This is a genomic window from Propionibacterium acidifaciens DSM 21887, assembly GCF_000426605.1.
In the GTDB taxonomy this organism is placed as follows: Bacteria; Actinomycetota; Actinomycetes; order Propionibacteriales; family Propionibacteriaceae; genus Propionibacterium; species Propionibacterium acidifaciens.
Genome location: NZ_AUFR01000002.1, coordinates 65,516 through 90,412 on the forward strand (window position 1 = coordinate 65,516; position 24,897 = coordinate 90,412).

Consider the following 24,897-nt stretch of genomic DNA (forward strand, 5'->3'; position numbering starts at 1 on the left):
ATGGCCCGACCGGCGTCCTCGGCACCGGGTGGGCAGCCCACCAACAGAGAGTGCAGTTGTGATTTCGGCTTTCCTCAACGCGTTCCGGTCCCCGGACCTGCGCAAGAAGATCCTGTTCACCCTGATGATCCTCGTGATCTTCAGGCTCGGGGCGTCCGTCCCCACGCCGAATGTGAACATCTCCGCGATCCAGCAGTGCGCCGCCGACGCCACGACCGGTGACACGGCGGGCGCCTATGCGATGATCAACCTGTTCAGCGGCGGCGCCCTGCTGCACCTGTCGGTCTTCGCGCTGGGCATCATGCCCTACATCACCGCGTCGATCATCCTCCAGCTGCTCACCGTCGTCATCCCGCACCTCGAGAACCTCAAGCAGGAGGGCTCCACCGGCCAGGAGACGATCACCAAGTACACCCGGTGGGTCACGATCGTCCTCGCCGTCCTCCAGGCCACGAGCTTCACGATGCTCGCCGTCTCCGGCCAGCTGTACAGCTCGTGCAGCCAGGCCGTCGTCTACGACAGGGGCATCTTCTCGATCGTCGTCATGATCCTCACGATGACCGCCGGCACCTCGCTCATCATGTGGCTCGGCGAGCTCATCACCGACCGCGGCGTCGGCAACGGCATGTCGATCCTCATCTTCACCCAGATCGCCGCCCGCTTCCCGAGCTCGATGTGGGCCATCCGCACCGCCCATCCCGGCAACCAGGGCTGGCTGCTCCTGGTCGTCGTCGTCGCCGTCGGCCTGCTCGTCATGGCCGGCGTCGTCTTCGTCGAGCAGGCCCAGCGCCGCATCCCGGTGCAGTACGCCAAGCGCATGGTCGGCAACCGGCTCATGGGGGGCTCCAGCACCTACATCCCGTTGAAGGTCAACCAGGCGGGCGTCATCCCCGTCATCTTCGCCTCGTCGATCCTCTACCTGCCCTCGCTCTACACGGTCTTCCGCCCCACCGGGAAGGTCTCCGAGTGGATCGCCGCGAATCTGGCGGGCACCGGCGACAGCCTCGTCTACAACGTCGTCTACCTGCTGCTCATCATCTTCTTCACGTACTTCTACGTGGCGATCACCTTCGACCCGGTCGAGATCAGCGACAACATGCGCAAGTACGGCGGCTTCATCCCGGGCATCCGGGCCGGCAAGCCCACCGAGAACTACCTGTCGTACGTCCTGAGCAGGCTGACCGCCCCCGGCTCCCTCTACCTGGCGCTCATCTCGCTCATCCCGACGCTGGCCATCGTCCTGCTCGGCGCGGACCAGAACTTCCCGTTCGGCGGGACGAGCCTGCTCATCATGGTCGGCGTCGGTCTTGACACGATGAAGCAGGTGGAGTCCCAGCTCCATCAGCACAACTACGAAGGGTTCCTCTCATGAGACTGCTCATCATGGGCGCTCCGGGCGCGGGCAAGGGCACGCAGGCCGTCGGCGTCGCCGCGCACTACGGCATCCCCGCCATCTCCACCGGCGACATCTTCCGCGCGAACGTCAAGGAGGGCACCGAGCTGGGCGAGCAGGTCAGCGCCATCATGGCCGCCGGCAACTACGTCCCCGACGAGCTCACCGAGCGGATCGTCGCCGATCGTCTCGACCGGGCCGACGCCGCCGACGGCTGGCTGCTCGACGGCTTCCCCCGCACCCTGCACCAGGTCGGGGCCCTTGAGGCCCACCTGTCAGAGCGCTCCCAGGCGCTCGACGCCGTGATCTGCCTCGACGTGAATCCCGAGGACCTCGTCACCCGTCTGCTCAGGCGCGCCGAGATCGAGGGCCGCGCCGACGACAACGAGGAGACCATCCGGCACCGCATGGACGTCTACCTCGAGTCCACCCGGCCTCTGCTGGACGCCTACGAGAAGCGGGGTCTGCTCGTACGAGTGGACGGCAACGGCACGGTCGAGGAGATCGGCGCCCGCATCATCGCCGCCGTCGACGCCTTCGTGGCCTGATCGTGTTCCAGCGCGAGCGCGTCGAGATCAAGACCGCCGAGCAGATCCGCCTCATGCGCCGTGCCGGGCTCGTGACGGCCGAGGGCCTCCGGGCGATGGGCGCCGCCGTCCGACCGGGCGTCACGACGGCCGAGCTCGACCGGATCGGCCGCCGCGTGCTGGCCGAGCACGGAGCCCGGAGCAACTTCCTCGACTACGGCGCGGACTGGGGCTACCCGCCCTACCCGGGGGTCGTTTGCATCAGCGTCAACGAGGTCGTCGTCCACGGCATCCCGGGCGGGCGCGTCCTCGAGGAGGGCGACATCGTCTCCATCGACTTCGGCGCCATCGTCGACGGCTGGCACGGCGACGCCGCGCGCACCTTCCCGGTCGGCGAGGTCGACGGGGCCTCGTGCGCCCTGTCCGAGACGACCCGTCGGTCCATGTGGGACGGCATCGCCCGGATCCGGGTCGGCGCCCGGGTCGGCGATGTCTCGCACGGGGTCGAGGCCTCGCTCCACTCGCACGGGCGCCCCTACGGCATCCTGCGCGAGTACACCGGCCACGGCATCGGCACCGCCATGCACCAGCCGCCGGACGTGCCCAACTACGGCCGTCCCGGCAAGGGCCCGCGCATCGTCGCAGGCATGTGCCTGTGCGTCGAGCCCATGGCGACGCTCGGCGGCGAGGATGTCGCCGAGCTCGACGACGGATGGACCGTCGTGACCTGCGACTCCTCGCGGGCCGCGCACTGGGAGAACACCGTGGCCGTCCTGCCCGACGGCCTGTGGGTGCTCACCGAGCCCGACGGGGGCAGGGCCGAGCTGGAGGCCAGGGGAGCGCCCTTCGCGTCCCTCGACTGAGCCCTGGTCCGTTCCGTCGGGTCTTCTCGTCCTCATGTGCGGTTGGTGGCGGGTGCCTGCGGTTGTGCACGGGTGGTGTCGTGTGCGTGCGGTTGGGGGCAGGTGCGGCGTCCCGGAGGGCGGAGTCGGCAGGCGGCGGGCCGCCGGAGTTTTCCACAGGTCTTGCCGGGATCGTTCGGGTCCGCGAGTCATGGGCCCCATGACGGCGATCCGTGCACTCGAGGTGCTCTCCCGGGCGGCCTGAAGCGAGGCGGTCGGCGGGGTGCTGAGCATTCGCGCCTTGACGCGGGCGGGTGCGACGAAGCGTGTGATCCGGGACTGCGTCGACGACGGCTCGATGCGGCGCCTGCGACGGGGTTGGTACTCGCCGGCGAACGCCGACCCGCGAGTGGTGCGCGCCATCGAGGCCGGAGGAGTGCTCGGCTGCGTCTCCGCCCTGTCCCGGTACGGGGTCTGGACGCCGCTGGTCGGCGGCGAGATCCATGTCAGGACGAGTAGGGGCCGGGCCCGGGGAGAGCTGGTGCGCACGGGCAGCACCCATCTGTACGAGTGCGCCCCGCGCGCGGCCGTGGATCCCGGAAGGCCATCCAGGCGATGGTGCGGTGCCTCGACCCGCGCAGCGCTGTCGCCTGCCGACTCCGTCATGGATCTGGGGCTGGCCGACCGTGGCGATCTGCACGCCCTCTTCCTGCCCGGAAGCGTCCGCCCCACCGGCTCATCGACTGCTGCGAGTGGGCCCGGTCGGGAACCGAGTCGCTGGTGCGGATGCGGTTGAGGGCGCTGCACCTGCCCGTTCTCACCCAGGTGGAGGTGGCCGGGGCGGGGCGCGTCGATCCTCTGGTGGGCGACAGGCTCGTTCATCGAGGTGGACAGCCGGGCTCGTCGCACCAGCCAGTCGACCTGTCACGGGGACCGGTGCCGCGACCGGGGGAGCTTCCGGCGCGGGGCCATGCCGTGATGCGACTCACCTGGGGGAGCAGGTGATGTTCTCTGGAGCGAGGTCGAGCAGGACATCCTCGCCGTCACCCGCCGCTACGAGCACATGTGGCGGAGGGCCCGGATCGGGCAGCGGCGTCGTGGGACGCGTCCCGACAGTGCGGCGTGAGCATCCGGCTCTGCACGACAATCCGTGGGGCCGGTCGGGGCTGCGTTCGGGGACGGTGTCACCCGGGGTACTGTGTCGGTGACTCGGTGGTGGTCGGTCGGGGCTGCATTCGCAGGATGGTGCCGCCACTGGGGGCGGGCCGCATAGGCTGGGGCCATGACGAACAGCCCGGTGCCGCGGGGCCAGCTCGAGAACGACCGGTCGCGCCTCAACGACCTTCTGGGAAGGGCCTACGCCGGAGGCCAGCTCGATTTGGCCGACTACCACGCCCTCCAGGACGAGCTCTTCAGCGCCGGCACGAGGGCGGAGCTCGCCAGGGTGGGCGAGCGGCTGCCCGCCCAGTACCGCTTCGGCGATCCCGCCGGCGCCGCGAACGGCGTCGATCTCGCCCCCGGGCAGATCAACGAGCCGGCGGCGCGTCCCGGCAGCGCGTCCCTCGCACGGGTCTCGCTGGGGGTGGCCCTCGGCCTCTGCGCGGCCGTCCTCGCCGTGGTCGTCCTCCTGCTGACAGTCCTTCTCTGAGCCTCTCGCCGTTGAGGACCGTTCGCATCTCGTTCATGCGTGCCGACTAGGGAGCATGCTCGTCCGGGAGAATTGTTGGCTCATGGGCGGCCGATGCTGGACGCGCGGCTCGCGGCGCTCCTAGGGTGGTCCCGAACCGACCGACAGGAGGCACCGATGCGGCACGGCCACACCCGCGACGCCCACGAGCACGGCCACGGCGAACCGGACGAGGTGCACGAGCAGCACCACGACCACGGCGTGACCGTCACCGCCGCCACCCGCCGCGGGCCCCTGTGGGCGGCGCTGCTCCTCCTACTGGCCTTCATGCTCGCCGAGGTCGTCATCGCGCTTCTGACCGGCTCGCTGGCCCTGCTGTCCGACGCCGGGCACATGCTCACCGACGCCGCCTCGATCGCCATCGCCCTGTGGGCCGCGGGCCTGGCCGTCCGGCCGCCCAGGGGGCCGATGACCTTCGGCTGGCGACGAGCCGAGATCATCTCGGCCATGGTCAACGGCGTGAGCCTGCTCGTCGTGGCGCTCGTCGTCCTCGTCGAGGCCGTCCGCCGCCTCGTCGACCCGCCGCAGGTCGACGCCCTGCCGGTCATCGTCGTCGCCCTCGTCGGCATGGTCGTCAACGTCGTCGACGTGCGCCTCATCGCCGCCGCCAACCGCACGAGCCTCAACGTCGAGGGTGCCTACCAGCACATCCTCACCGACCTGTTCGGCTTCATCGGCACCCTCGTCGCCGGCGTCGTCATCTACGTCACCGACTGGACGCGCGCCGATGCGATCGCCTCGCTCATCGTCGTGGCTCTCATGGCGCGGGCCGGGGTGCCGATCACGATCAAGGCCGTCCGCGTCCTCATGGAGGCCGCTCCGGCCGACCTCGACCTCGACGAGGTGCGCGAGCACCTGCTCGGCGTCGACCACGTGCAGGCCGCCCACGACCTGCACGCCTGGACCGTCACCTCGGGCGTCACGTCGATCAGCGCCCACGTCGTCATCGCGGACGAGTGCTTCACCGACTCGCACGCCAACGAGATCCTCGACCAGCTGGACGAGTGCCTAGCCGAGCACTTCGACATCAGCCACTCGACCATCCAGCTCGAGCCGGCCCGGCACCGGGCCCACGAGCGCAACACGACGAGCGTCTGAGGAACGAGCGACCGGGGAGCGCCCGAGTCGTTCAGGCCTGGGCGAAGACGCCGGTGACCGGGTTCCACTCGGTGATGCTGCGCTTCATGACGACGCCCTCGACGACCATCGGGTCGGCGTCGCTCAGCGCCGCCGCGGCGGCCTCGTCGGGCGTCTCGACGATGAGCAGCGCCCGGACCGGATCGGTGCCGAGCAGGGGTCCGGCGGCCTTGAGTGAGCCCGCGGCGTACAGCTCGCGCAGATAGGCGCGGTGGACGGGACGCACGGCATCGGCGTCCTTGGCGGGGTCGTAGATGTAGTCGATGATGAAGAAGGACATCCTCGCTCCTGTGGTGCTCGGCGGCCCGTCCGGGCAGGACGGCAGTCCAAGCAAAGCAGATCGCCCGGCCCTCGCGCTCCATCCGGTGGGAATCCTGTGGCGCCTCCGCGACCGGGGCTGGCGTCGATGCCGCGCGCCCGTCCGGCGGGGATCCGGGCGGATTCGGACGTGCGCCCCGGTGACTTGGGCGTGAGCCCCCGGTGTCGTAGCATTGACCGTCGGTTCTTTGTGCCCGATGGTGCCCGCATGCTCGCATGCGGGTGTCCTGCGGCTGCGGCCGCCGGGCACGTCCAAGCGTTCGATCGAGAGATTGAGAGTCAATGACCAAGAAAGAGGGGGCCCTCGAGCTGGAGGGCACGGTCGTGGAGGCCCTGCCCAACGCGATGTTCCGTGTTGAGCTGGACAACGGCCACAAGGTGCTGTCGACGATCAGCGGGAAGATGCGTCAGCATTACATCCGCATCCTGCCCCAGGATCGTGTCGTCGTGGAGCTCTCCCCCTACGACCTGACGCGCGGACGCATCGTCTACCGCCACAAGTAATCACGTCAACCCACGGCCGCGGGCGCCCGCCCCGCGGCCCAGCAAGGAGAGGCTCGATGAAGGTCCAGCCGAGCGTCAAGAAGATCTGCGACAACTGCAAGGTGATCCGTCGCCGCGGTGTCGTCCGGGTGATCTGCACCAACCCGCGCCACAAGCAGCGCCAGGGCTGAGAACCCGCTCTTCGGACAACTGAACAACCGCCGCGGACCGCCGCGGCGGCGCCCAACGTGAGAGCAGGGCTGGGAGCCGCCCAGTCGAACCCCCGGACGAAGGCCGGGGCCCGCCGGCGAACCGCTCGCCGGGCCAACGGGAACGCCTCACGCCACAACCTTCGCGGTCGTACGGAATCGACCGACAATCCGAAAGGTATCGCCACATGGCACGCCTCGAAGGAGTCGACCTGCCGCGCGAGAAGCGCCTCGAGGTCGCACTCACCCACATCTACGGCATCGGCAGGACCCGGGCCGACAAGATTCTGGAAGCCACCGGCATCAGCCCGGACATCCGCGTGAAGGACCTGACGGACGAGCAGCTCGTCGCCCTTCGCGACTTCATCGACGCCAACTACGAGGTCGAGGGCGATCTTCGCCGCGCCGTTGCCGCCGACATCCGCCGCAAGATCGAGATCGGCGCCTACCAGGGCCGCCGGCACCGCTCCGGCCTGCCCGTGCGGGGCCAGCGCACCCGCACCAACGCCCGTACCCGGAAGGGCCGCAAGAAGGCCGTCGCCGGCAAGAAGAAGGCCCGCTGAGCCTGCGGGTGACGCGGAACAAGGATTCCAGGAGACACAGAACTCATGGCTACAGCAGCCCGCAAGAGCGCCGCGAGGACCAAGGTGCGGCGCAAGGAGAAGAAGAATGTGGTCGCCGGGCAGGCCCACATCAAGAGCACGTTCAACAACACGATCATCGCCATCACGGACGCCTCCGGCGCCGTGATCGCATGGGCCTCCGCCGGCACCGTCGGCTTCAAGGGCTCCCGCAAGTCGACCCCGTTCGCCGCGCAGATGGCAGCCGAGGCTGCTGGTCGTCGTGCCATGGACCATGGCATGAAGCGCATCGACGTCTTCGTCAAGGGCCCCGGCTCCGGCCGCGAGACCGCCATCCGTTCGCTCGGCGCCATCGGTCTGGAGGTCGGCACGATCTCCGACGTCACCCCGGTGCCGCACAACGGCTGCCGCCCCCCGAAGCGCCGCCGCGTCTGAACCCGACCAAGCAGAAAAGGACTGAACAACAATGGCCCGTTACACCGGCCCCATGACCAAGAAGTCCCGTCGCCTCGGGGTTGACCTGGTCGGCAATGACAAGGCCTTCGAGCGCCGTCCGTACGCCCCGGGCGTCCACGGCCGCGGGCGGACGAAGGACTCGGAGTACTCCCTCCAGCTGCGCGAGAAGCAGAAGGCCCGCTTCGCCTACGGCGTGCTCGAGAAGCAGTTCCGCCACTACTACGAGGAGGCCTCGCGCCGCCAGGGCAAGACCGGCGATCTGCTGCTGCAGATCCTCGAGTCCCGCCTCGACAACGTCGTGTACCGCGCCGGCTTCGCCACGACGCGCCGCCAGGCGCGCCAGCTGGTGAGCCACGGCCACTTCCTCGTCAACGGCAGGAAGGTGAACATCCCCAGCTTCCGCGTGAGCGCCCTCGACATCATCGACGTGCGCCCGAAGAGCCAGGGCATGGTCCCCTTCGTCGTGGCCCGCGAGACCTTCGGCGAGCGCGACGTGCCCGCCTGGCTCACCGTCAAGCCCAACAGGATGCGCATCCTCGTGCATCAGCTGCCCACGCGCGAGCAGATCGTCGTGGACGTCAACGAGCAGGCAATCGTCGAGCTCTACTCGAAGTAGTCGGCGCGCCCCCGCGCCGGTCCTCCGCCGGTGCGGGGCGGTCGTCCTCTTCACGGCGCGCGGGGCCGGTCCCCGCGTCCCCACCGGGTTGCGAGGAGGTCTCCGCAGCCCACTCATCGCCCCGTCATATAGCGGTCGGGGCGGAAAGGCAGAAGAATGCTCATCGCACAGCGTCCGACCCTGTCGGAGGAGGTCGTCAGCGACTTCCGCTCGCGTTTCGTCATCGAGCCCCTCGAGCCCGGTTTCGGCTACACGCTCGGCAATTCATTGCGCCGCACGCTGCTCAGCTCGATCCCCGGCGCCTCGATCACCTCGATCAAGATCGAGGGCAACCAGCACGAGTTCTCCACGCTGCCGGGCGTCGTCGAGGACGTCACCGAGATCATCCTCAACCTCAAGGGCCTCGTGCTCTCGAGCGAGGAGGACGAGCCGGTCGCCATGTACCTGCGCAAGTCGGGCGCCGGCGAGGTCACCGCCGCCGACATCGCGGTGCCGGCCGGCGTCGAGATCCACAACCCCGAGCTGCACATCGCCACCCTGTCCGAGGACGGCTCCATCGAGATGGAGCTCATCGTCGAGCGGGGCCGCGGCTACGTGTCGAGCACCCTCAACAACGACCCCGACGCCGAGATCGGGAGGATCCCCGTCGACTCGCTGTACTCGCCCGTGCTGAAGGTGAGCTACAAGGTCGAGGCCACGCGCGTCGAGACGCGCACCGACTTCGACCGCCTCGTCGTCGACGTGGAGACCAAGCCGAGCATCCGCCCGCGCGACGCCGTGGCGTCCGCCGGCAAGACCCTCGTCGAGCTCTTCGGTCTGTTCCGCGAGCTCAACGTCGAGGCCGAGGGCGTCGAGATGGGGCCGAGCCCGGTCGACGAGCAGCTGGCCGCCGACCTGGCCCTGCCGGTCGACGACCTGCACCTTTCGGTGCGCTCGTACAACTGCCTCAAGCGCGAGGGCATCCACACCGTGGGCGAGCTGGTCAGCCGCTCCGAGCAGGACCTGCTCGACATCCGCAACTTCGGTTCGAAGTCGATCGACGAGGTCAAGGACAAGCTGGCCGAGCTGGGCCTGTCCCTCAAGGACAGCGCCCCCGGCTTCGACCCGCTGGCCGCTGTGGACCGCTACGAGGACGAAGAAGACGACGGCGCCGACTACGCCGAGACGGAACAGTACTGATCCGTGCGCCTCGTGCGCGCCACATGATTTGGAGAGTTGAACAATGCCCAAGCCCACGAAGGGTCCCCGCCTCGGCGGCAGCGCGTCCCACCAGCGGATCATCCTGGCGAACCTCGCCAGCCAGCTGTTCGAGCACGGCCGCATCACCACCACGGTGACCCGTGCCCGCCGCGTGCAGCCGCTGGCCGAGACGCTCATCACCAAGGCCAAGCGCGGCGATCTGCACAGTCGTCGTCGTGTCGCCAGGACGATCCGCGACAAGGACGTGCTGCGCCACCTCTTCGACGACATCGCCCCGGTGCTCGAGGGCCGCGAGGGCGGTTGCACCCGCATCACGCGGATCGGCAACCGCAGGGGGGACAACGCCCCGATGGCCGTCCTCGAGATCATCACCGATCCGGTCGAGTCCAAGGCCTCCGCGCCCGCCGCCGGGACGGTCGAGGACACGGTCGAGGACGTTGTCGGGGAGCCCGCCGCCGACGCCCCCGTCGACGACGAGGAGTCCTCGTCCGAGGACGCTCCGGCCGAGGACGATGCCTCCGCCGACGCGGACACCGCCGACGAGGCCTGAGACCGCCCCGAGAACGCGCAGGACCCCCGACGCCGGAAGGGGCGTCGGGGGTCCTGCGCGTCATGCGGGTGGCCCCGGGGTCGGGGGGTGCGTGTGCCGGCCGCTCGCTGGCCCCGTCGTGGTCGCCCGAGGTTCGTCGGGGTTCTGTGCAGGGGAGGCTCGAGCCCGGGGCGGGGTGACGCGGGGCGGTGACGGGCGGCTTGCCCGGAGGGCCGCTCCTGGGCGAGGGTGGGTCCATGCGGATCGCCCTCGCCCAGCTGCTGGCCACCACCGAGCCCCGGGAGAACCTGGCGCAGATCGCCGATCTCGCGGCCCGCGCCGCCGACCTGGGGGCCGAGCTGGTGGTCCTCCCGGAGGCGACGATGTGCTCCTTCCGGCGGAACCCGGCGGAGGCGGCCGAGCCCCTCGACGGGCCGTGGGCGAGCGCCGTGCGCGCCCTCGGCGCGCGGCTCGGCGTCGTCATCGCGGTGGGGATGTTCACCGACTCCCCGGACGGCCGGGTGCGCAACACGCTCCTGGTCACGGGGCCGGGCGGCGCCCGGTACGACAAGATCCACCTCTTCGACGCCCTCGGGCGGCGGGAGTCGGCTCGGGTCGCGCCGGGGGACCGCCTGGTCCTGGCGCGGGTCGGGGCCGAGCGCATCGGGCTGGCCGTCTGCTACGACGTCCGGTTCCCGGCCCAGTTCGTCGCCCTGGCCCGCCGCGGCGCCAGGGCGGTGCTCGTGTGCGCCTCGTGGGCGCCCGGGGCGGGCAAGGTGCACCAGTGGAGGACGCTCGTCACGGCGCGGGCGATGGACTGCGCGTCCTTCGTCATCGCCGTCGACCAGGCGGATCCCGGCGGGGGCGGCACGGCGCCCACCGGGGTGGGGCACTCGATGGTGGTGGACCCCTCCGGCGAGGTGCTCCTCGAGCTCGGGACGGGGCCCGGGCTGGCCGTCGTCGACGTGGATCTCGATCTCGCCGACGTCGTCCGGGCCCGGCTGCCCGTCCTCGAGGACGGATCCTCCGCCGGGACGCCGACCGACGCCCCCTGACGGAGGGGCCGGCGGGCCGGGGGCGGAGATGGGCGGCCGCCGGGGGTCAGGCGGCGGAGGCGCAGCCCCAGGGCGAGAGGCCGCGCTGGGCGTAGACCTTGTTGGCGATCGTGATCTGCTGCTCGCGGGTGGCCTGATCGGCGCGGGGCGCGTACTGGCCGCCGCCGGCGCCGAGCCAGGTCTGGTTGTCGAACTGCAGGCCGCCGTAGTAGCCGTTGCCGGAGTTGATCGACCAGTTGCCGGTGGACTCGCAGGCGGCGATCCGGTCCCACATGGCGGCGTTCGACAGGTCGAGGCCATCGGTGGAGCCGGTGCTCCCGCCGGCTGACGAGGACTTCGCTGACGAGGACTTCTTCGTGCCGACGGCGACCTCCTCGGTCACGGGCTCGGAGGCGACCTTCTCGGACTTGGTGGTGCGGCTCTCCTCGACGCCATCGACCATGACGACCTCGTACTCGACGTCCTTGGAGCCGTCCTTGCCCTCCTTGGTCACCTTCTCGGTGCCGGAGTCGAGGCTGTCGTCCTCGATCTTCTTCGTGTCGTGGGCGATCGTCTCGGTGGTCTTGACGTCCTGGACGGTGACGCGCTGCACCTGGACGCGCATGCCCTCGGTGAGGGGGGTGCTCACGTCGGCGCTCACGCGGTCCCTCTCGCCGAGCGTGATGCCGTTGGAGGCGAGCAGGTCGGCGACGGTCTCGTCGGTGGAGACCATGGTGCGGTCCTGGCCGTCCGCGACGAGCGTGACGTGCTTGGGAGTCACCGCGGTGACCGTGATGCCCTCGCGCTCGATGCGGGTGCTGCGGTCGATCGAGATACGGGCGTCATCGGCCACGCCGAGCGAGTCGAGGACGTCGTCGAGACTGGTGGAGGTGGTCCACAGCGAGTTCTCCGCGCCGTCGATGGTGACGTTGACCGGACGGCCGTAGTTCACCGAGACCTGTTGGCCGTCGGTGATCCTCGTGTCGAGCGAGGTGTTGAGGGCATCGTGCTCGCCGAGCGCGATGCCGTGGGCGTTGAGCAGGTCGGCGACCGTGCCGCCCAGCTGGTGGGCGTGGGTGGTCTGGCCGTCGACCGTCAGCTCGACGTCGTTGTCGGCCAGAGCGATGCTGAACCCACTGGTGAACAGCGTCGCCGCACCGACGCAGGTGGCGACCGGGGCGGTCCATGTCTTCTTCACGCGTTCGGACTCCTGATGAGCTGGGTGAGTGTCCTGTGCCACGCTCCGGCACGGAGGAAGAGCGCGTCGCGTGAGCGCCCCCAGTCTAAGACAGAGCTGAGAAATGTGGAAGAAGGCGTACGGGGCCGTTCCGCGCCGGTCCGGGGCCGCGCGCCGCCGTCCCGGAGCGAATGCGCTGGTCGGGACGAAGGAAGGGGCTCCCCGCATCCGCGGGGAGCCCCTTCGTCCGGGCGAGCGGTTGCCTCGAGTTTCCTGAGGTGACCGCCGCGCCGGCGCGGCTCAGGCGTTCTTCGCGGCGAGGAAGCGCTCGGAGACATCGGCCCAGTTGACGACGTTCCACCAGTTCTTGACGTAGTCGCCCTTGACGTTCTTGTACTGCAGGTAGAAGGCGTGCTCCCACATGTCGAGCTGGAGGATCGGGGTGGCGCCGGCCGGCAGGTTGTTCTGGTGGTCGTAGAACTGCAGGGTCTGGATGCGCCTGCCCAGCGGGTCCCACACGAGCGAGGCCCAGCCGGAGCCCTGGATACCGGTGGCCGCGGCCGAGAACTGGGCCCTCATCGTCTCGAAGGAGCCGAAGAACTCGTCGATGGCCTCGGCCAGCTCACCGGTGGGGGCCTCGGGGCCGGAGCCCTTGGGGGCCATGTTCCGCCAGAAGACGGAGTGGTTGACGTGGCCGCCGAGGTTGAAGGCCAGGTCCTTCTCGAGCTTGTTGATGGTGCCGAAGTCACCCGCTCCGCGCGCCTCGGCCAGCTTGTCGAGGGCCGTGTTGGCGCCGTCGACGTAGGCCCTGTGGTGCTTGTCGTGGTGGAGCTCCATGATCTCGCCCGAGATGTAGGGCTCGAGAGCGGAGTAGTCGTAGGGCAGATCCGGAAGCGTGTAAACGGCCATGTCTCCTCGTTCCGCCCCCCGGTGCGCGGAGGGCTGGTTGTCGGTCCTCGGTGGTTGTCGATCAGGAGAACGCCCGGACGGCCCGGGGTATTCCAGCCCGGGGGCCCGAGCGCTCACGGTGAACGCCCCCGCAGCGGTTCCTCCGCCGTGCGGGGGACGCGCGACCGGGGACTGCGGGGGCGGTCGGAAATGACCGGGATCCCCCGCCGTGCGGAGGTCCGCGGTGTTCACACGACCAATGCGCTCCATGGTCCGGGACTCCTCCGTCGTCCGGGGGACGCGCCCTGCGGCCGACGGCGGACCCCCGACCATGGCGGCCTCTCCGTCGTGCGGAGGATGCGTTCTCGCCCCCACAAGGCGAGAACGGTTCCATGAGCAGCACGACGATGCCACCGACCGGCACCGGGCGCCCCGCATGGGCGCCCCCGGATGGATGCCCGCCCCGCCCCCGACGGACCCCGGGCGGCGCTGCCGGTCCGGGATCTCGTGAAGTTCTTCGGAGTCCGCTGCGCGGTGGCGGGCATCGACTTGGACGTCCCGGCTCCCTGTTCGGGCTCGTCGGCCCCAACGGCGCGGGCAAGACGACGGCCCTGTCGCTGGCGACCGGCCTGCTGCGCCCCGACCAGGGGCGCGTGGCCGTCGCCGGGCACGACGTCTGGTCCGACCCGTCCGCCGCCAAGGCCCTCATGGGCGTCCTGCCCGACTGGGCGCCCTGCCCGACGGCCTGCGGACCCTCGACCGCCTCAGCGGGCGCGAACTGCGTGAGTTCGTCGCCCGCATGCACCGGCTCGACATCGCCACCGCCCGCGGGCGCTCCGAGGAGCTGCTCGTGACCCTGGGCCTGGCCGGCGACGCCGACACGATGGTCCGCGACCACTCCGCCGGCATGACGAAGAAGATCGGCCTGGCCGCCGCGCTCGTCCACAACCCGCGCCTGCTCGTGCTCGACGAGCCCTTCGAGTCGGTCGACCCGGTCTCGGGCGAGACGATCCGGGAGATCCTCCACCGGCGCACCGCCGGCGGCGGGACCGTCATCATGCCGAGCCACGTCATGGAGCTCGTCGAGACGCTGTGCGACCGCGTGGCCGTCACGGCCGGCGGGCGCCTCCTCGCGGTCGGCGCCACCGCGGACGTGCGCGCCGGCATGCCGCTGCAGCAGCGCTTCCTCCAGCTCGTCGGCGCCCGCCGGATGGACGGGGGTGGGCTCTCGTGGTTGGATACCTCGTCCGGCTCCGACTGAGGCTGGCCTGGCGCAGCCTCACGGCCTCGACGGGGCGCATCGTCGCCTCGGCCGTCGTCCTCCTCCACGCTCTGGGCCCGCTCGTCGTCCTCGGGGCCGACGGGGCCGCCCCGCGCGCGGGCCGCTCCCGACGCTCGCCATGGCGGCCGTCGCCCTCGTCTGGCCGCTCCTGGCCCTGCTCGGGGCCGGCGCGGACCCGCTCGACCCGACCCGCTCCGCCCTCACGCCCTGCCGCGGCCGCGAGCTGGTCCCCGGCCTGCTCGTCGCGGGCCTGCTCGGTCCCGGAGCGATCGCCGTCGGCGTCCTCGTGGTCGTCGCCTGGCGCTCCGAGCCCCTGCCCCCTGCTCGTGGGCGTCCTCCAGCTGGTGCTGGGGGTCGTTCTCTGCACCCTGGCGGTGCGCACCACCGTGACCGGGCTCGGCGCCGTGCTGGGATGACGACGGGTGCGCGAGACGCTGGGCGTCCTCCTGCTGCTGGGCATCCTCGGGGTCTGCGCGCTCCTCCAGGTCCTCCCGGACGAGTTGGCGCGGCATCTGTCGAGTCCGGGGCCGCCGGCCGGGGTGATGGCGGCTGCGCAGGCGGCGCGGTGGACGCCGTTCGGCTGGTGCTGGTCGCTGTCCTGGGACGCGCAGCAGGGCGCATGGGCGTCCCTGGCGGTCCACCTCGTGGCCTCGCTCGCCCTCGTCGCCGTGCCGGCCCGGATTCTGGGAGCGCCTCATCGAGCGCGTCCTGGTGAGTCCGGGCCCGCGTTCCGTCGAGGCCGTCCGGATCAGGGGCTCGCGACTCGACGCGCTGCTGCCCGGAGGGGCGGTGGGCGCGCTCATGGGCGGGGAGCTGCGCTACCGGCGCCGCGACTCGCGGCGGGTCGTGCAGCTGCTCGGACTCGTCGCGGTGCCGTTCATCATGCTCGTCCCGGCTCTGACCAGGGGCCGGACGGAGCTGCTCCTCATCGCGCCGTTCCTGTGCGCCGTCATGACCGCGACCGTCTCGGCCTGGGGCCTGAGCGACGACGGCTCGGCGCTGTGGATCCTGGCCCTGGCGCAGGTGCCCGCCGCCCGCGAGCGGGCGGCGCGCGTCGTGGTCGTCGCCCTCCTCACCGGCCCGCTCCTGGCCGTGAACCTCGTCGTGACGCTCGGCCTCGACGTGCCGGGACTGCTCGGCATGACCGTCGGCCCGTGGCTCGTCGCGCTGGGCACCGGCACCTGGGTGGACTCGATGTGGCAGCAGTCCCTGCCGCCGCCCACGGCGGGCCTGGGCCTCCGCAGCACCGGCGACAGCGTCGAGGGCCTCGTCGGGTCGTTGCTGTCGATGGTCATGCCGGTCATCGGCGCCCTTCCCCCGATCGTCCTGTTCGCCCTCGCGTCCATGGGCGCCCGGGGGCTGGGCTGGGCGGGCCTGGCCGTCGGGCTGCTCATCGGCGCGCTCGCCTGCCGGGGCGGCGTCCGGCTGGCCGGCCGGCGCCTGGAGAGGACCTGGCCCGAGATCCTCGTCAGGGTCGCCGAGCGCACCGCGTGAGCCGGCGCCCCGCCCGGCCGGCGCCCCGCCGCGCGGGTGGGGCCGGAGGGCGTCCGGAAGCCGAGCGGCGGCGTCCGTCGGCGCGCCCGCTGCGCGGTCGGGCGGGCCCGCCGAGGACGTATGAGGAGCTCATCGGCGGCGCTCCCGCTGCGCGGGTGGGCCGGGCCGCTGCGCGGGGCCATCGGGCGTTGTACCCTCGGTCGTGCCCGCCGGGACGGCGTCGGCCGGGCGCGGACGGGGGGACCAGTGTCGAGCAGGACGTGGGCCGGAGGCGGCCCGGGGCCGGGCGGCGCCCGACTCGCCGGCCGCACCGTGCACCCCTGGGCCTGGTGGTCCTGGGCGATCTGCGCGGCCGTGACCGTCAGCCTCACCACCAACCCCTGGCTCATCGGGCTCGTGTGCGCCGCCGTCCTCGTCACCGTGTTGCGCCGGCGCACCGACGAGCCGTGGGCCCGCTCGCTGGGCGTCCACCTGTCGCTGGCCGGCTTCGTGCTCGTCATGCGCATCCTCGTCGCGGTCGTGCTCGGCTCGGCACGCTCCGGCACCCTCCTGTGGCGCCTGCCCCAGCTGTCGCTGCCGGCCTGGGCCGCCGGCGTGCGCGTCGGCGGGAAGGTCTACCTGGAGCCGCTGCTCATGTCCTGCTTCGACGCGATGCGCCTGGCCGCCATGCTGCTGTGCGTCGGCGCCGCCAACACCCTGGCCAACCCGCGGCGGGCGCTGCGCTCCGTCCCGGCGGCCCTCCACGAGATCTCGGTGTCCGTCGTCATCGCGCTCACCGTCGCCCCCCAGATGGTCGAGTCCCTCGCCCGCGTGCGCCGCGCCCGCCGGCTGCGCGGCGACGCCGGTCGGGGCGCCGGCGCCCTGCTGCCGATCGTCGTCCCCGTCCTCGAGGACTCCGTCGAGCGGGCCATGGGCCTGGCCCGGAGCATGGAGTCGCGCGGCTTCGGCCGGACGCGGGCCGTCGGCAGTTCGCCGCTGGGCGCCCTTCTCGGGCTGGTGGGACTGGTCGGCCTGGGCCTGGGGGCCTTCCTCATGCTCGGCGGCGGCCACTCCCGGGTGCTGTGGGGCGGCCTGCTCGCGGCGGGTCTGCTCGCCTCGTGGGCGGCCCTGCACCTGGCCGGGCGGGGGCTGTGCGTCACCCGCTACCGGCCCGACCCCTGGTCGGGGCCGGAGTGGACGGTGCTCCTGTGCGGTCTGCTCGCCGTGGCGGCGACGGTGCTCGTCGGCTCCCTCGCGCCCCGGACGCTCACTGTCGTCCTGCCGCCGCTGGCGCCGCCTGCCCTCCACCCGCTCCTCGTGCTGGCCGGGCTCTCGCTGGGCGCCCCGGCGCTCCTCACGCCCGCGCCGCCGCGGGTCCGTGACTGGCTCGCCCGGGCCGACGAGCGCGCCGGCGCCGGGCGCGACGACGAGGGGGAGCGGCCCGGCTGCGGGCCGGAACGGCTCCGTCCACGAGGTGACGAGCGGTGATCGACGTCGAGCGGCTGTCGGTGAGCTACCCGGGCCCGGCCGCGCCCGTCCTGTCCGAGGTGAGCCTGCACATCGACGAGGGCGACCTGGTCCTCGTGACGGGCCGCACGGGCACCGGCAAGTCGACGCTGCTCGGCGCGATCAACGGGCTCGTCCCGCGCTTCAGCGGCGGGCGCATGCGCGGCACGGTGAGGGTCGCCGGGCGCTCGGTCGCCGAGCACGCGGCCCGCGACATGGCCGACCTGGTCGGCTTCGTGGGCCAGGACCCGCTCGCCGGCTTCACCACCGACGTCGTCGAGGAGGAGATCGCCTACGGCATGGAGCAGCTCGGCATCGCCCCCGACGTCATGCGCAAGCGCGTCGAGGAGACCCTCGACACGATGGACATCGCCGATCTGCGCCGCCGCAGCCTGCGCAGCCTCTCGGGCGGTCAGCAGCAGCGCGTCGCCATCGCCGCCGTGCTCGCCGTGCAGCCCCAGGTGCTCGTCCTGGACGAGCCCACCTCGGCGCTCGACCCGACCGCCGCGAGCGATGTGCTCGCCGCCATCGGCGCCCTCGTGTGGGACGCCGGACTCACCGTCGTCCTCGCCGAGCACCGGCTCGAGCGGGTCATGAAGCAGGTCGACCGGGTGCTGTGGCTGCCGGGCGGGGGCCGGGCCGAGCTGGGGCCGGCCCCCGAGGTGCTCGCCCGCGCGGACGTCGTCCCCCCGCTCGCCGAGCTCGCCCGCGCCGTCGGCTGGGCCGAGGTTCCCCTGTCGGTGCGCGAGGCCCGCCGACGGGTGCAGCGCGACCGGCTGGAGCCGCGCCTCGTCGGGCGCCCGGCCGTTCCCGTGGGCCCGACGACCGTGCGGGCCCGGGGACTCGGCGTCTCGTACGGGCCCGTCGTCGCGCTCGACCGGGTGAGCCTGGAACTCGATGCCGGACGCGTCACCGCCCTCATGGGCCGCAACGGCGCCGGCAAGTCGACCCTGCTGTGGGCCCTCCAGGGGGCGCTCCGCAGCACCGGCGAGCTCGAGGTTGCGGGCGCCGATCCGCGCCGGCTCGGCGCCCGGGCGGCCCGCCGGATCATCACGCTCGTGCCCCAGACCGCGGCCGACCTGCTCTACCTGCCGAGCGTCGCCGCCGAGTGCGCCCGCGCCGACCGGGACGCCGACGCGGCCGACGGCACGACGAGGACGCTCCTCGAGCGCCTCGGCCTGGACCCGCCGCCGGGGGCCGACCCGCGTGACCTGTCGGAGGGCCAGCGCCTGGGCCTCGTCCTGGCGATCCAGCTGGCCGCCGGACCCGCCGTCCTGCTCCTCGACGAGCCCACCCGGGGTCTCGACTACGAGGTCAAGCACCGGCTGTGCGCCGTGCTGCGCGGGCTCGCCGCCGACGGCACGACCGTGCTCGTGAGCACCCACGACGTCGAGTTCGCCGCCGCCGTGAGCGACCGGACGATCATGATGGCCGACGCCCAGATCGTCGCCGACGGGCCCACCCGCGAGGTCTGCACGGCCTCGCCCGGCTTCGCCCCGCAGCTCGCCCGCGTCCTCGCGCCCCGCCCGGTCCTCACCCTGGACGACGTCGACTGGTCCGGCGCGAAGGCGGCCCGGCCATGAGGGGCTCCGGCGGGGGAGCCGCCACCCCCGCGTGGCGCTCGCGCGTCGCGCTCGCAGCGGCCGGCGTCCTCGGGCTGGCCGCCTTCTGCTGGCCCCTCGTCGTGCCGGCGGCCGGTACCGGCGCCTTCACGGAGCGGGCGCCCTTCGTCCTCGCCCTCGTGCTGCCCGTGGTGCTGGCCCTCGTGCTCGTCGAACTGGCGAGCGGCGCCATCGACGTGAAGGCCCTGGCCATGCTGGGGGTGCTCACCGCGATCGACGCGGTGCTGCGACCCCTCAGCGCCGGCACCACCGGCATCGACCTCATCTTCTTCCTCGTCATCCTCGGGGCGCGCGTCTTCGGGGCCGGCTTCGGCTTCATCATGGGCGTCCTCGTCATGCTCACCTCGGCCCTGCTCACCGGCGGCGTCGGCCCGTGGCTGCCGTACCAGGCGCTGTGCTGCGCCTACGTCGGGCTCGTCGCCGGCGTCCTGCCCGCCAGGGTGCGCGGCGCCGGAGAGATCGCCATGCTGTGCGGCTGGGGCGTTGTGAGCGCGGTGCTCTACGGGGCCCTCATGGACTTCGCCTTCTGGCCCTACAACGTGGGCGCCGGCACCGGGCTGAGCTGGGACGCGGACGCCGGGCTGGCGCACAATCTGCACACCTTCGTCCTGTTCGAGCTGGCCACCGGCATGGGCTGGAACGTCGGCCGGGCCGTCACCAACACGGTGGCGATCATCGTCGTCGGCCCCGGCGTGCTGAGGGTGCTGCGCCGGGCCGACCGGCGGGCCCTCTTCGAGACGGTCGACGCGGAGCCGGACGGCCCGGCCGCCGGCGCTCCTCGCGGCTCCTCGTCCGGGGCCCGCGCCTCCTGCGCCGGTTCTCACCGCTGGTGCCGGGGCCGTCACCGGCGCTCTGGCGGGACGGGGCCGCCGCCCCAGCCGCCGAGCATGGCGTCGAGCCCGCGGGCGAATTCCTCGTCGGGCGACCAGCCGTAGCCCGTGGCCAGTGCCCGCGTCAGGTGCGGATGGCTCGTTCCGTCCGTGCCCTCGAGCGCCGTGTCGACGGACACGCCGGGGCCGCCGACGGGCCGGCGGAGCTCGCCCTGGACCTTGCCGACGACGTAGCCGGTGACGCAGTCGAGCAGCCGCAGCGCCTCGGCGGGCGCGAGGCCGTCGCGATCGAGCCAGCCCAGTACCCGGTCGATGGTGGTCAGCATGTGCGGCGTGACAGCCGGACGGGTGCCGACGAGCGCGATGAGCCGGGGGTGCTCCAGGAGGACGCCGCGCAGGCGGTGCGCCAGGCCCGCGAGGCTCTCCCGCCACTCGGTGCCCGGGGCGGGCTCGCCGAGCTCGATGCTGCTCCACAGCTCGTCGACGACGGCGTCGAGGAGCGCGGCCCTGTTCGGCAGGTGATGGTAGAGCGTCATCGGGTCCACACCCATCGCGGATGCCAGGCGCCGCATGCTGAACGAGTCGATGCCGTCGGCGTCGATGAGGGCGATGGCGGCGCGCACGATCTCCTGCCGGTTGGTCCTGGGCGGACGAGGGCTCATTGCGTCTCCGGTCGGGTGAGGAACAGGGCTCGATCGTGCCAGAGTACCCAGATGCAGACGGGGACGAGGATGAGGGTCTGGATGACCTTGGTGCCGGGACTCGTGCGGAAGAGCTCGTTGCCCACGTTGGCGCACAGGTGGAAGAGCACGGCGATCCAGATGCTCCGGCCGCAGCGGTAGTAGAGCCAGTTCATCAGGATCGTGAACAGGAGGAGCGACAGCAGGAAGTTGGCGCCGGCGAGCGGGCCCGTGTCGGTGACCTCGGCCTGGTAGGAGCCCCTGATGCCCGCGAGCGGGGCGTGCCACAGGGCCCAGAAGACCGTGAACGCCCACGTGGCGCGCCACAGGCTCCACCGGGCGGTGAGGGCGTCGGTGCCGTAGCCGTGCCAGGCCAGCTCCTCGAGGAGGGGGGCGAGAGTGATGGTGACCCAGCCGGGGATCGTGCCGATCATGACGGCGGAGTGCCGGTTGAGCTCGAACTGCTCCGTCGATCCGCCGCAGGCGACGGAGACGGCGGTGGCCGCCAGCAGGGCGATCGGCATGAGGGCGATCGCGACGGCGGCCCATGCGAGGGCGGTGCCCCTCGGTGCGGTCATGCGGCCGATGACGTCGCGGCGCAGCCGGGGATCGCGGCGGATCAGTGCGGCGGCTGTCAGCATCGGGGACGCGAGCCCGGCGAGCCCCAGTCCGCTCGTGACCCAGCGGGCCGCGGTGCCCTGCCCGGCCCGTGAGACGAGGCTCGCCGCGGTCCACAGCGCCCAGGGGATGGCGATGGCGAGGCCGTAGAACAGTCCGACACGGCTGTAGAGGCGGACGGCGGGGCGATCGATTCCTCGACTGGGGCCGGCGGTGGTGCGGACGGAACGTGGAAGGGACATGGACGAAACATTACTCTACAACGTAGAGAAATCAATGCGGGGGACTCCGCCAAGGGTTCCCGGGCGCCGCCGGGTGCATGATTCGGGTCCGGGATCGCGGGTGAGGCCACCGGCCGGCGGGAGGGGACGTGCGTCGGCCGCGACGGCCCCTGCCGGTTCCGCGCGGAAGTCGTTTGCCGCGCGCGGCTGCGCGGGCACGTCCATCCGCCCGTCCGAGAGGGCCTCGGCGTCGGGGAGGACCCGGTCCGCCTCCACCCGCGCGTCGAGCACTTCGACGCCGCGCACGCGGCAGCGGGCGAGGGGCGCGGGCCGATGGGCCCGAACGCCGCGGGGCCCGCCGCGGGCCGAAGCTCGCGGTGGGCCCCGGGGACGGGCGGCCGGTCAGGCGGCCGTGGACTCCGCGGCCGACGGGCTCTCGCTCGCGTCGCCGGTCGCCGGCTCGGCGCTGCTGACCTGCGGGGCGGCGTCGCCCTCGATGCCCTCGGGCGTGCAGGTGGAGCCGTAGCACCAGCCCTCGATCCAGCCGGCCTCGGGCTTGAAGGTGTCGGCGCCCTCCTGGGAGTAGATCCAAGTGCCCGACGGCTCGGCGTGGTAGTAGTTCCAGTACTTGTCATAGGTGGTCGGGCACTCGGACGGGTAGTCGCCGATCTGGCAGATGAACTGGCCGCTGCTGTCGCGGCCGATCGCCAGGCCGGCGGACTCGAGGGCGGCGGTGCCGTTCTCGGGGGTGCCGACGCACTGGTTCGCCATGACCCGGCCCTCGTCGTCCGAGACGACCAGCCACACCTGGCCCGCGCCGGTGCAGTCCTCGACGGTCGAGTAGGCGCTCGCCGACGCCGAGCCGGAGGACGGGGAGGACGAGGAGGAGGACGAGCCGGAGCACCCGGCGAGCGAGGCCGCCGCGACGAGGCTCATCGAGACTGCCGCCGCCCTCCTGCCGAGGGACTTCTTGCTGATGGACATGTGCGGTCCTTTCCGCGGGGGCCGGGCACGGCGGGCGCCGCTCCCGCGAGCTGATGAGAAGACGGATCGACGAGGCCGCCGGCCCCTCCGCACGGGCGGACCCCGCCCACACGCGACGACCGGACAACGACGTCCTGCCCCGATTCTACGACCGGACCCACCCTCCGCCCGGGGGCCTGTTCGCAGGAGGATTGCCGCGCCGGGCCGCGTCCCCGCGGCCGAACCGGCCAGGAACCGACCCGGGCGCCGGAGCCGCGGCCGGGCCCCGACCCTGTGCCTGCGGTGACGGCCGGGGCCCGTCGGGCTCAGAGCCCGCCGTCCCCGCCGCCGGTCACGTCGAGGACGCGGTAGCCCCTGGACGAGCCGACGCGCCGGACCCGCCAGCCCTGACGGACGAGCCAGGCGGCGAGCGAGTCGGCGCCGAGGTTCCTCGCCACGACCAGGTGTGCGACGCCGCCCGGGCGCAGCCGCCCCAGCCAGGTGCCCAGCAGCTCGTGCAGGGCCGCCTTGCCGATGCGGACGGGGGGATTCGACCAGATCTCGTCGTAGCGCACCGCGGGGCCGATGTCGGAGGGGCGGACGGCCCTCACACGGTCGGCAACGCCGAGGGCCCGCGCGTTGGCGGCGGTCAGCTCGACGGCGCGCTCGTTGACGTCGACGGCGTCGACGAGGGCGCTCGGGCACTCCAGGGCCAGTCCCAGTGCGATGGGGCCGATGCCGCAGCCCAGGTCGAGGAGGCGGGCCCCGCGGTCGGCCGGCGGGTCGAGCTCGCGCAGCAGTACCGCGGTGCCCGGGTCCAGGCGGTGCGCGCTGAAGACGCCGTCGGCGCTCATGAGGGTCAGCTCGCGGCCCCAGATGCGGGCGCGCACGGTGCGCGGCCGGGCCGGGCCGGCGGGCGTGACGAAGTAGTGGCCCATCTCATCCCTCCGTGGTGCAGCAGTCGTCGGGCGGCAGGGTCCGGACGGCGCGCGCCCGGTCGGCGCGCTCGGCGAGCGCGCCCTCGTCGGGGTAGCCGACCTCCTCCAGGCACAGGCCGCCGGGCGGCATGACGGTCACCCCGCCGTGGCGGCGCGTGCTGGCGGCCACCTCGTCGATCCACTCCGGCGGCCGGCGGCCGGTGCCGACGGCGACGAGGGCCCCGGTCAGGGAGCGCACCATCGAGTGGCAGAAGGCGTCGGCGCGCACCGTGAGCTCCACCGTGCCGCACGGGTCGTCGGCGCGGACGGCGGTGCACTCGAGCAGGGTGCGGATCGTCGTGGCGCCCTCGCGGCGGCGGCAGAAGGCCGCGAAGTCTCGCAGCCCCAGCAGGCGCGCGCCCGCCCCTGTCATCGCCGCCGTGTCGAGGACCCCGCCGACGGCGGTGACGTGGCCACGCATCAGGGGGTCGGGGCGCGAGCGCTCGTCCCACAGGCGGTAGACGTAGCGGCGCCACAGTGCCGCGAAGCGGGCGTCGAAGCCGGCCGGTGCCCCGACGATCCGGTGGACGACGAGGTCCGGCGGCAGGACCCTGCGCAGGCGGTGCGCGAGCGCCTCAGGCGCGACGCCCGCGGGCAGGTCCACGTGGGCGACCTGCCCGCGGGCGTGGACGCCGGCGTCGGTGCGCCCGGCGACCGTCAGCTCGGCGTCGGCGCCCAGTCGGGCGAGGCGTCCGATCCAGCGGGCCAGTTCGCCCTCGACGGTGCGCAGGCCCGGCTGGGCGGCCCAGCCGTGGAAGCCGGTCCCGTCGTAGCCGATGTCCAGACGCAGGCGGCGCGTCCCCGCCCGTGCGGTCCCCGGGCTCATCGGGGCGCCCTGGCCCACACGAGGTCGCGGATGGCGCGCCCGGCCGCCAGGCCGCGCCGCTCGAAGCGGGTGGGCGGCCGGTCGCCGCGCGGGGCCCAGCCGCCGGGCCGGTCGGCGCAGCTGTTGACGAACAGCCCGTTGGAGCCCAGCACCTCGGTCATCTGGTCGGCGTAGTCCTCCCAGTCGGTGGCCAGACGCCACAGGCCGCCGTCGACGAGGCGGTCGGCGACGAGCCGGGCGAGCTCCGGGCCGACGAGGCGCCGCTTGCGGTGGCGCTTCTTCGGCCACGGATCGGGGAAGAAGGTCCACAGCTCGGTCAGCCCCGCGGGGGCGACGAGCTCGCGCAGGCCCTCCACCCCGTCGGCCGCCACGAGGCGCACGGTGTCCACGCCGGCGCGCTCGAGCCTGCCCATCGTCGAGGCGACGGCCGGCGCGTAGACCTCGAAGGCCAGTACGTTCAGCTCCGGGCGGGCGGCGGCCATGGCGACGAGCGACTCGCCGACCCCCGAGCCGATCTCGACGACCAGTGGCGCCTCGCGGCCGAAGCGCTCGGCCAGGTCGACCCGGGTGCCCGGGGCGATCGAGGTCGACATGGACGAGCGCGGCACGTCGATGAGGTAGTGGGGCGCCAGCTCGTCCATCGCCCGGTGCTGGGAGGCGTTCATGCGGGGGCTGCGGCGCACGAACGAGACGACGCCACGGCCCGGGCGTCCCACGGCGGCGCCGTTCCCCGGCGCGCCACGGGACGCGGGCCCGGCCGGGCGGGACGGGGCGAGATGCTCTGGCACGGTCAACCAGCCTACTGGTCCGGGCGTCCCGCCG

Annotated in this window: 27 protein-coding genes and 2 pseudogenes; 20 read left to right on the forward strand and 9 right to left on the reverse strand. The window is 72.7% G+C overall.

Features of this window, described 5'->3' with window-relative positions; translation table 11 throughout:
- Window positions 1-58 precede the first annotated feature (58 nt).
- The 6 genes from secY to K336_RS0101815 all read left to right on the forward strand — a co-directional run bounded on the left by secY (window position 59) and on the right by K336_RS0101815 (window position 5,547).
- On the forward strand, window positions 59-1,372 hold the full coding sequence (gene secY, locus K336_RS0101795; protein ID WP_021797985.1) for a preprotein translocase subunit SecY: 1,314 nt from the start codon (window positions 59-61) through the stop codon (window positions 1,370-1,372).
- The gene (locus K336_RS0101800; protein ID WP_021797988.1) at window positions 1,369-1,941 is read left to right on the forward strand and encodes an adenylate kinase; all 573 of its coding nucleotides are present in this window, start codon (window positions 1,369-1,371) and stop codon (window positions 1,939-1,941) included. The genes secY and K336_RS0101800 overlap by 4 nt, the downstream gene beginning before the upstream one ends.
- A 2-nt stretch (window positions 1,942-1,943) precedes the next feature.
- Complete coding sequence (gene map / locus K336_RS0101805) at window positions 1,944-2,783, forward strand: type I methionyl aminopeptidase (RefSeq protein ID WP_021797983.1); 840 nt, start codon at window positions 1,944-1,946, stop codon at window positions 2,781-2,783.
- Window positions 2,784-3,063: 280 nt separating this feature from the next.
- Window positions 3,064-3,558 carry a hypothetical protein gene (locus tag K336_RS18320; protein WP_162142545.1) on the forward strand — a complete coding sequence of 165 codons (495 nt, stop codon included), beginning with the start codon at window positions 3,064-3,066 and terminating at the stop codon, window positions 3,556-3,558.
- A gap of 486 nt (window positions 3,559-4,044) precedes the next feature.
- A complete protein-coding gene (locus K336_RS0101810; protein ID WP_021797980.1) occupies window positions 4,045-4,410 on the forward strand; it encodes a DUF1707 domain-containing protein in 366 nt (121 codons plus the stop codon).
- Window positions 4,411-4,623: 213 nt separating this feature from the next.
- Window positions 4,624-5,547 carry a cation diffusion facilitator family transporter gene (locus K336_RS0101815; RefSeq protein WP_028706139.1) on the forward strand — a complete coding sequence of 308 codons (924 nt, stop codon included), beginning with the start codon at window positions 4,624-4,626 and terminating at the stop codon, window positions 5,545-5,547.
- Window positions 5,548-5,578: 31 nt separating this feature from the next.
- Here K336_RS0101815 and K336_RS0101820 read toward each other — a convergent pair whose 3' ends face one another.
- Window positions 5,579-5,866 (reverse strand): YciI family protein, encoded by a 288-nt coding sequence (locus tag K336_RS0101820; RefSeq protein ID WP_021798003.1) that lies wholly within the window; start codon window positions 5,864-5,866, stop codon window positions 5,579-5,581.
- Window positions 5,867-6,186: 320 nt separating this feature from the next.
- On the opposite strand from K336_RS0101820, the gene infA reads away from it, so the two are divergent.
- The 8 genes from infA to K336_RS13690 all read left to right on the forward strand — a co-directional run bounded on the left by infA (window position 6,187) and on the right by K336_RS13690 (window position 11,033).
- On the forward strand, window positions 6,187-6,408 hold the full coding sequence (gene infA / locus K336_RS0101825; RefSeq protein ID WP_021797992.1) for a translation initiation factor IF-1: 222 nt from the start codon (window positions 6,187-6,189) through the stop codon (window positions 6,406-6,408).
- 56 nt (window positions 6,409-6,464) lie between these two features.
- Window positions 6,465-6,578, forward strand: coding sequence for a 50S ribosomal protein L36 (gene rpmJ, locus K336_RS0101830; protein ID WP_016667967.1), 114 nt, complete (start codon window positions 6,465-6,467; stop codon window positions 6,576-6,578).
- A gap of 206 nt (window positions 6,579-6,784) precedes the next feature.
- Window positions 6,785-7,159 carry a 30S ribosomal protein S13 gene (gene rpsM / locus K336_RS0101835; protein ID WP_021797990.1) on the forward strand — a complete coding sequence of 125 codons (375 nt, stop codon included), beginning with the start codon at window positions 6,785-6,787 and terminating at the stop codon, window positions 7,157-7,159.
- A 45-nt stretch (window positions 7,160-7,204) separates the two neighbouring features.
- Entirely contained in the window at window positions 7,205-7,612 is a 408-nt protein-coding gene (rpsK, locus tag K336_RS0101840) for a 30S ribosomal protein S11 (protein ID WP_021798001.1), read from the forward strand.
- Between the two features lie 31 nt (window positions 7,613-7,643).
- Window positions 7,644-8,249 (forward strand): 30S ribosomal protein S4, encoded by a 606-nt coding sequence (rpsD, locus tag K336_RS0101845; RefSeq protein WP_021797997.1) that lies wholly within the window; start codon window positions 7,644-7,646, stop codon window positions 8,247-8,249.
- A gap of 156 nt (window positions 8,250-8,405) precedes the next feature.
- Window positions 8,406-9,428, forward strand: coding sequence for a DNA-directed RNA polymerase subunit alpha (locus tag K336_RS0101850; RefSeq protein ID WP_021797995.1), 1,023 nt, complete (start codon window positions 8,406-8,408; stop codon window positions 9,426-9,428).
- A 43-nt stretch (window positions 9,429-9,471) separates the two neighbouring features.
- Window positions 9,472-9,999, forward strand: a complete 528-nt coding sequence (rplQ, locus tag K336_RS0101855) for a 50S ribosomal protein L17 (RefSeq protein WP_028706140.1) — start codon at window positions 9,472-9,474, stop codon at window positions 9,997-9,999.
- A 236-nt stretch (window positions 10,000-10,235) separates the two neighbouring features.
- Entirely contained in the window at window positions 10,236-11,033 is a 798-nt protein-coding gene (locus K336_RS13690) for a carbon-nitrogen hydrolase family protein (RefSeq protein ID WP_043150049.1), read from the forward strand.
- 46 nt (window positions 11,034-11,079) lie between these two features.
- On the opposite strand, the gene K336_RS0101865 is transcribed toward K336_RS13690, so the two are convergent.
- Window positions 11,080-12,210: a resuscitation-promoting factor gene (locus tag K336_RS0101865; RefSeq protein ID WP_043150051.1), complete on the reverse strand. Its 1,131-nt coding sequence runs from the start codon at window positions 12,208-12,210 to the stop codon at window positions 11,080-11,082.
- 279 nt (window positions 12,211-12,489) lie between these two features.
- Window positions 12,490-13,098 (reverse strand): superoxide dismutase, encoded by a 609-nt coding sequence (locus tag K336_RS0101875; protein WP_021797989.1) that lies wholly within the window; start codon window positions 13,096-13,098, stop codon window positions 12,490-12,492.
- Between the two features lie 429 nt (window positions 13,099-13,527).
- On the opposite strand from K336_RS0101875, the pseudogene K336_RS13695 reads away from it, so the two are divergent.
- From K336_RS13695 to K336_RS13705, 6 genes and pseudogenes are all read left to right on the forward strand, one after another.
- A pseudogene (locus K336_RS13695) lies at window positions 13,528-14,338 on the forward strand (ABC transporter ATP-binding protein).
- Complete coding sequence (locus K336_RS18325; RefSeq protein ID WP_155944953.1) at window positions 14,308-14,775, forward strand: hypothetical protein; 468 nt, start codon at window positions 14,308-14,310, stop codon at window positions 14,773-14,775. Before K336_RS13695 ends, K336_RS18325 begins: the two are co-directional and overlap by 31 nt.
- Window positions 14,776-15,070: 295 nt before the next feature.
- Window positions 15,071-15,853 carry a hypothetical protein gene (locus tag K336_RS0101890; RefSeq protein WP_028706142.1) on the forward strand — a complete coding sequence of 261 codons (783 nt, stop codon included), beginning with the start codon at window positions 15,071-15,073 and terminating at the stop codon, window positions 15,851-15,853.
- Window positions 15,854-16,099: 246 nt separating this feature from the next.
- Window positions 16,100-17,320, forward strand: coding sequence for a CbiQ family ECF transporter T component (locus K336_RS13700; protein WP_051245314.1), 1,221 nt, complete (start codon window positions 16,100-16,102; stop codon window positions 17,318-17,320).
- The gene (locus K336_RS0101900) at window positions 17,317-18,921 is read left to right on the forward strand and encodes an ABC transporter ATP-binding protein (protein ID WP_028706143.1); all 1,605 of its coding nucleotides are present in this window, start codon (window positions 17,317-17,319) and stop codon (window positions 18,919-18,921) included. Before K336_RS13700 ends, K336_RS0101900 begins: the two co-directional genes overlap by 4 nt.
- A pseudogene (locus K336_RS13705) lies at window positions 18,918-19,694 on the forward strand (ECF transporter S component); the annotation flags it as partial. The gene K336_RS0101900 and the pseudogene K336_RS13705, both read left to right, overlap by 4 nt.
- A 107-nt stretch (window positions 19,695-19,801) precedes the next feature.
- Here the strand turns inward: K336_RS13705 and K336_RS13710 are convergent.
- From K336_RS13710 to trmB, 6 genes are all read right to left on the reverse strand, one after another.
- Window positions 19,802-20,452, reverse strand: coding sequence for a TetR/AcrR family transcriptional regulator (locus K336_RS13710; protein WP_081660502.1), 651 nt, complete (start codon window positions 20,450-20,452; stop codon window positions 19,802-19,804).
- Window positions 20,449-21,330, reverse strand: a complete 882-nt coding sequence (locus tag K336_RS0101915) for a CPBP family intramembrane glutamic endopeptidase (protein WP_051245316.1) — start codon at window positions 21,328-21,330, stop codon at window positions 20,449-20,451. The genes K336_RS13710 and K336_RS0101915 overlap by 4 nt, the downstream gene beginning before the upstream one ends.
- Window positions 21,331-21,711: 381 nt before the next feature.
- On the reverse strand, window positions 21,712-22,293 hold the full coding sequence (locus tag K336_RS16710) for a hypothetical protein (RefSeq protein ID WP_051245317.1): 582 nt from the start codon (window positions 22,291-22,293) through the stop codon (window positions 21,712-21,714).
- 305 nt (window positions 22,294-22,598) lie between these two features.
- A complete protein-coding gene (locus tag K336_RS0101925; RefSeq protein WP_021798634.1) occupies window positions 22,599-23,210 on the reverse strand; it encodes a class I SAM-dependent methyltransferase in 612 nt (203 codons plus the stop codon).
- Between the two features lies 1 nt (window position 23,211).
- Window positions 23,212-24,075, reverse strand: coding sequence for a tRNA pseudouridine(38-40) synthase TruA (truA, locus tag K336_RS0101930; RefSeq protein WP_028706145.1), 864 nt, complete (start codon window positions 24,073-24,075; stop codon window positions 23,212-23,214).
- Window positions 24,072-24,863 (reverse strand): tRNA (guanosine(46)-N7)-methyltransferase TrmB, encoded by a 792-nt coding sequence (gene trmB, locus K336_RS0101935; RefSeq protein WP_233418691.1) that lies wholly within the window; start codon window positions 24,861-24,863, stop codon window positions 24,072-24,074. The genes truA and trmB overlap by 4 nt, the downstream gene beginning before the upstream one ends.
- Window positions 24,864-24,897 lie beyond the last annotated feature (34 nt).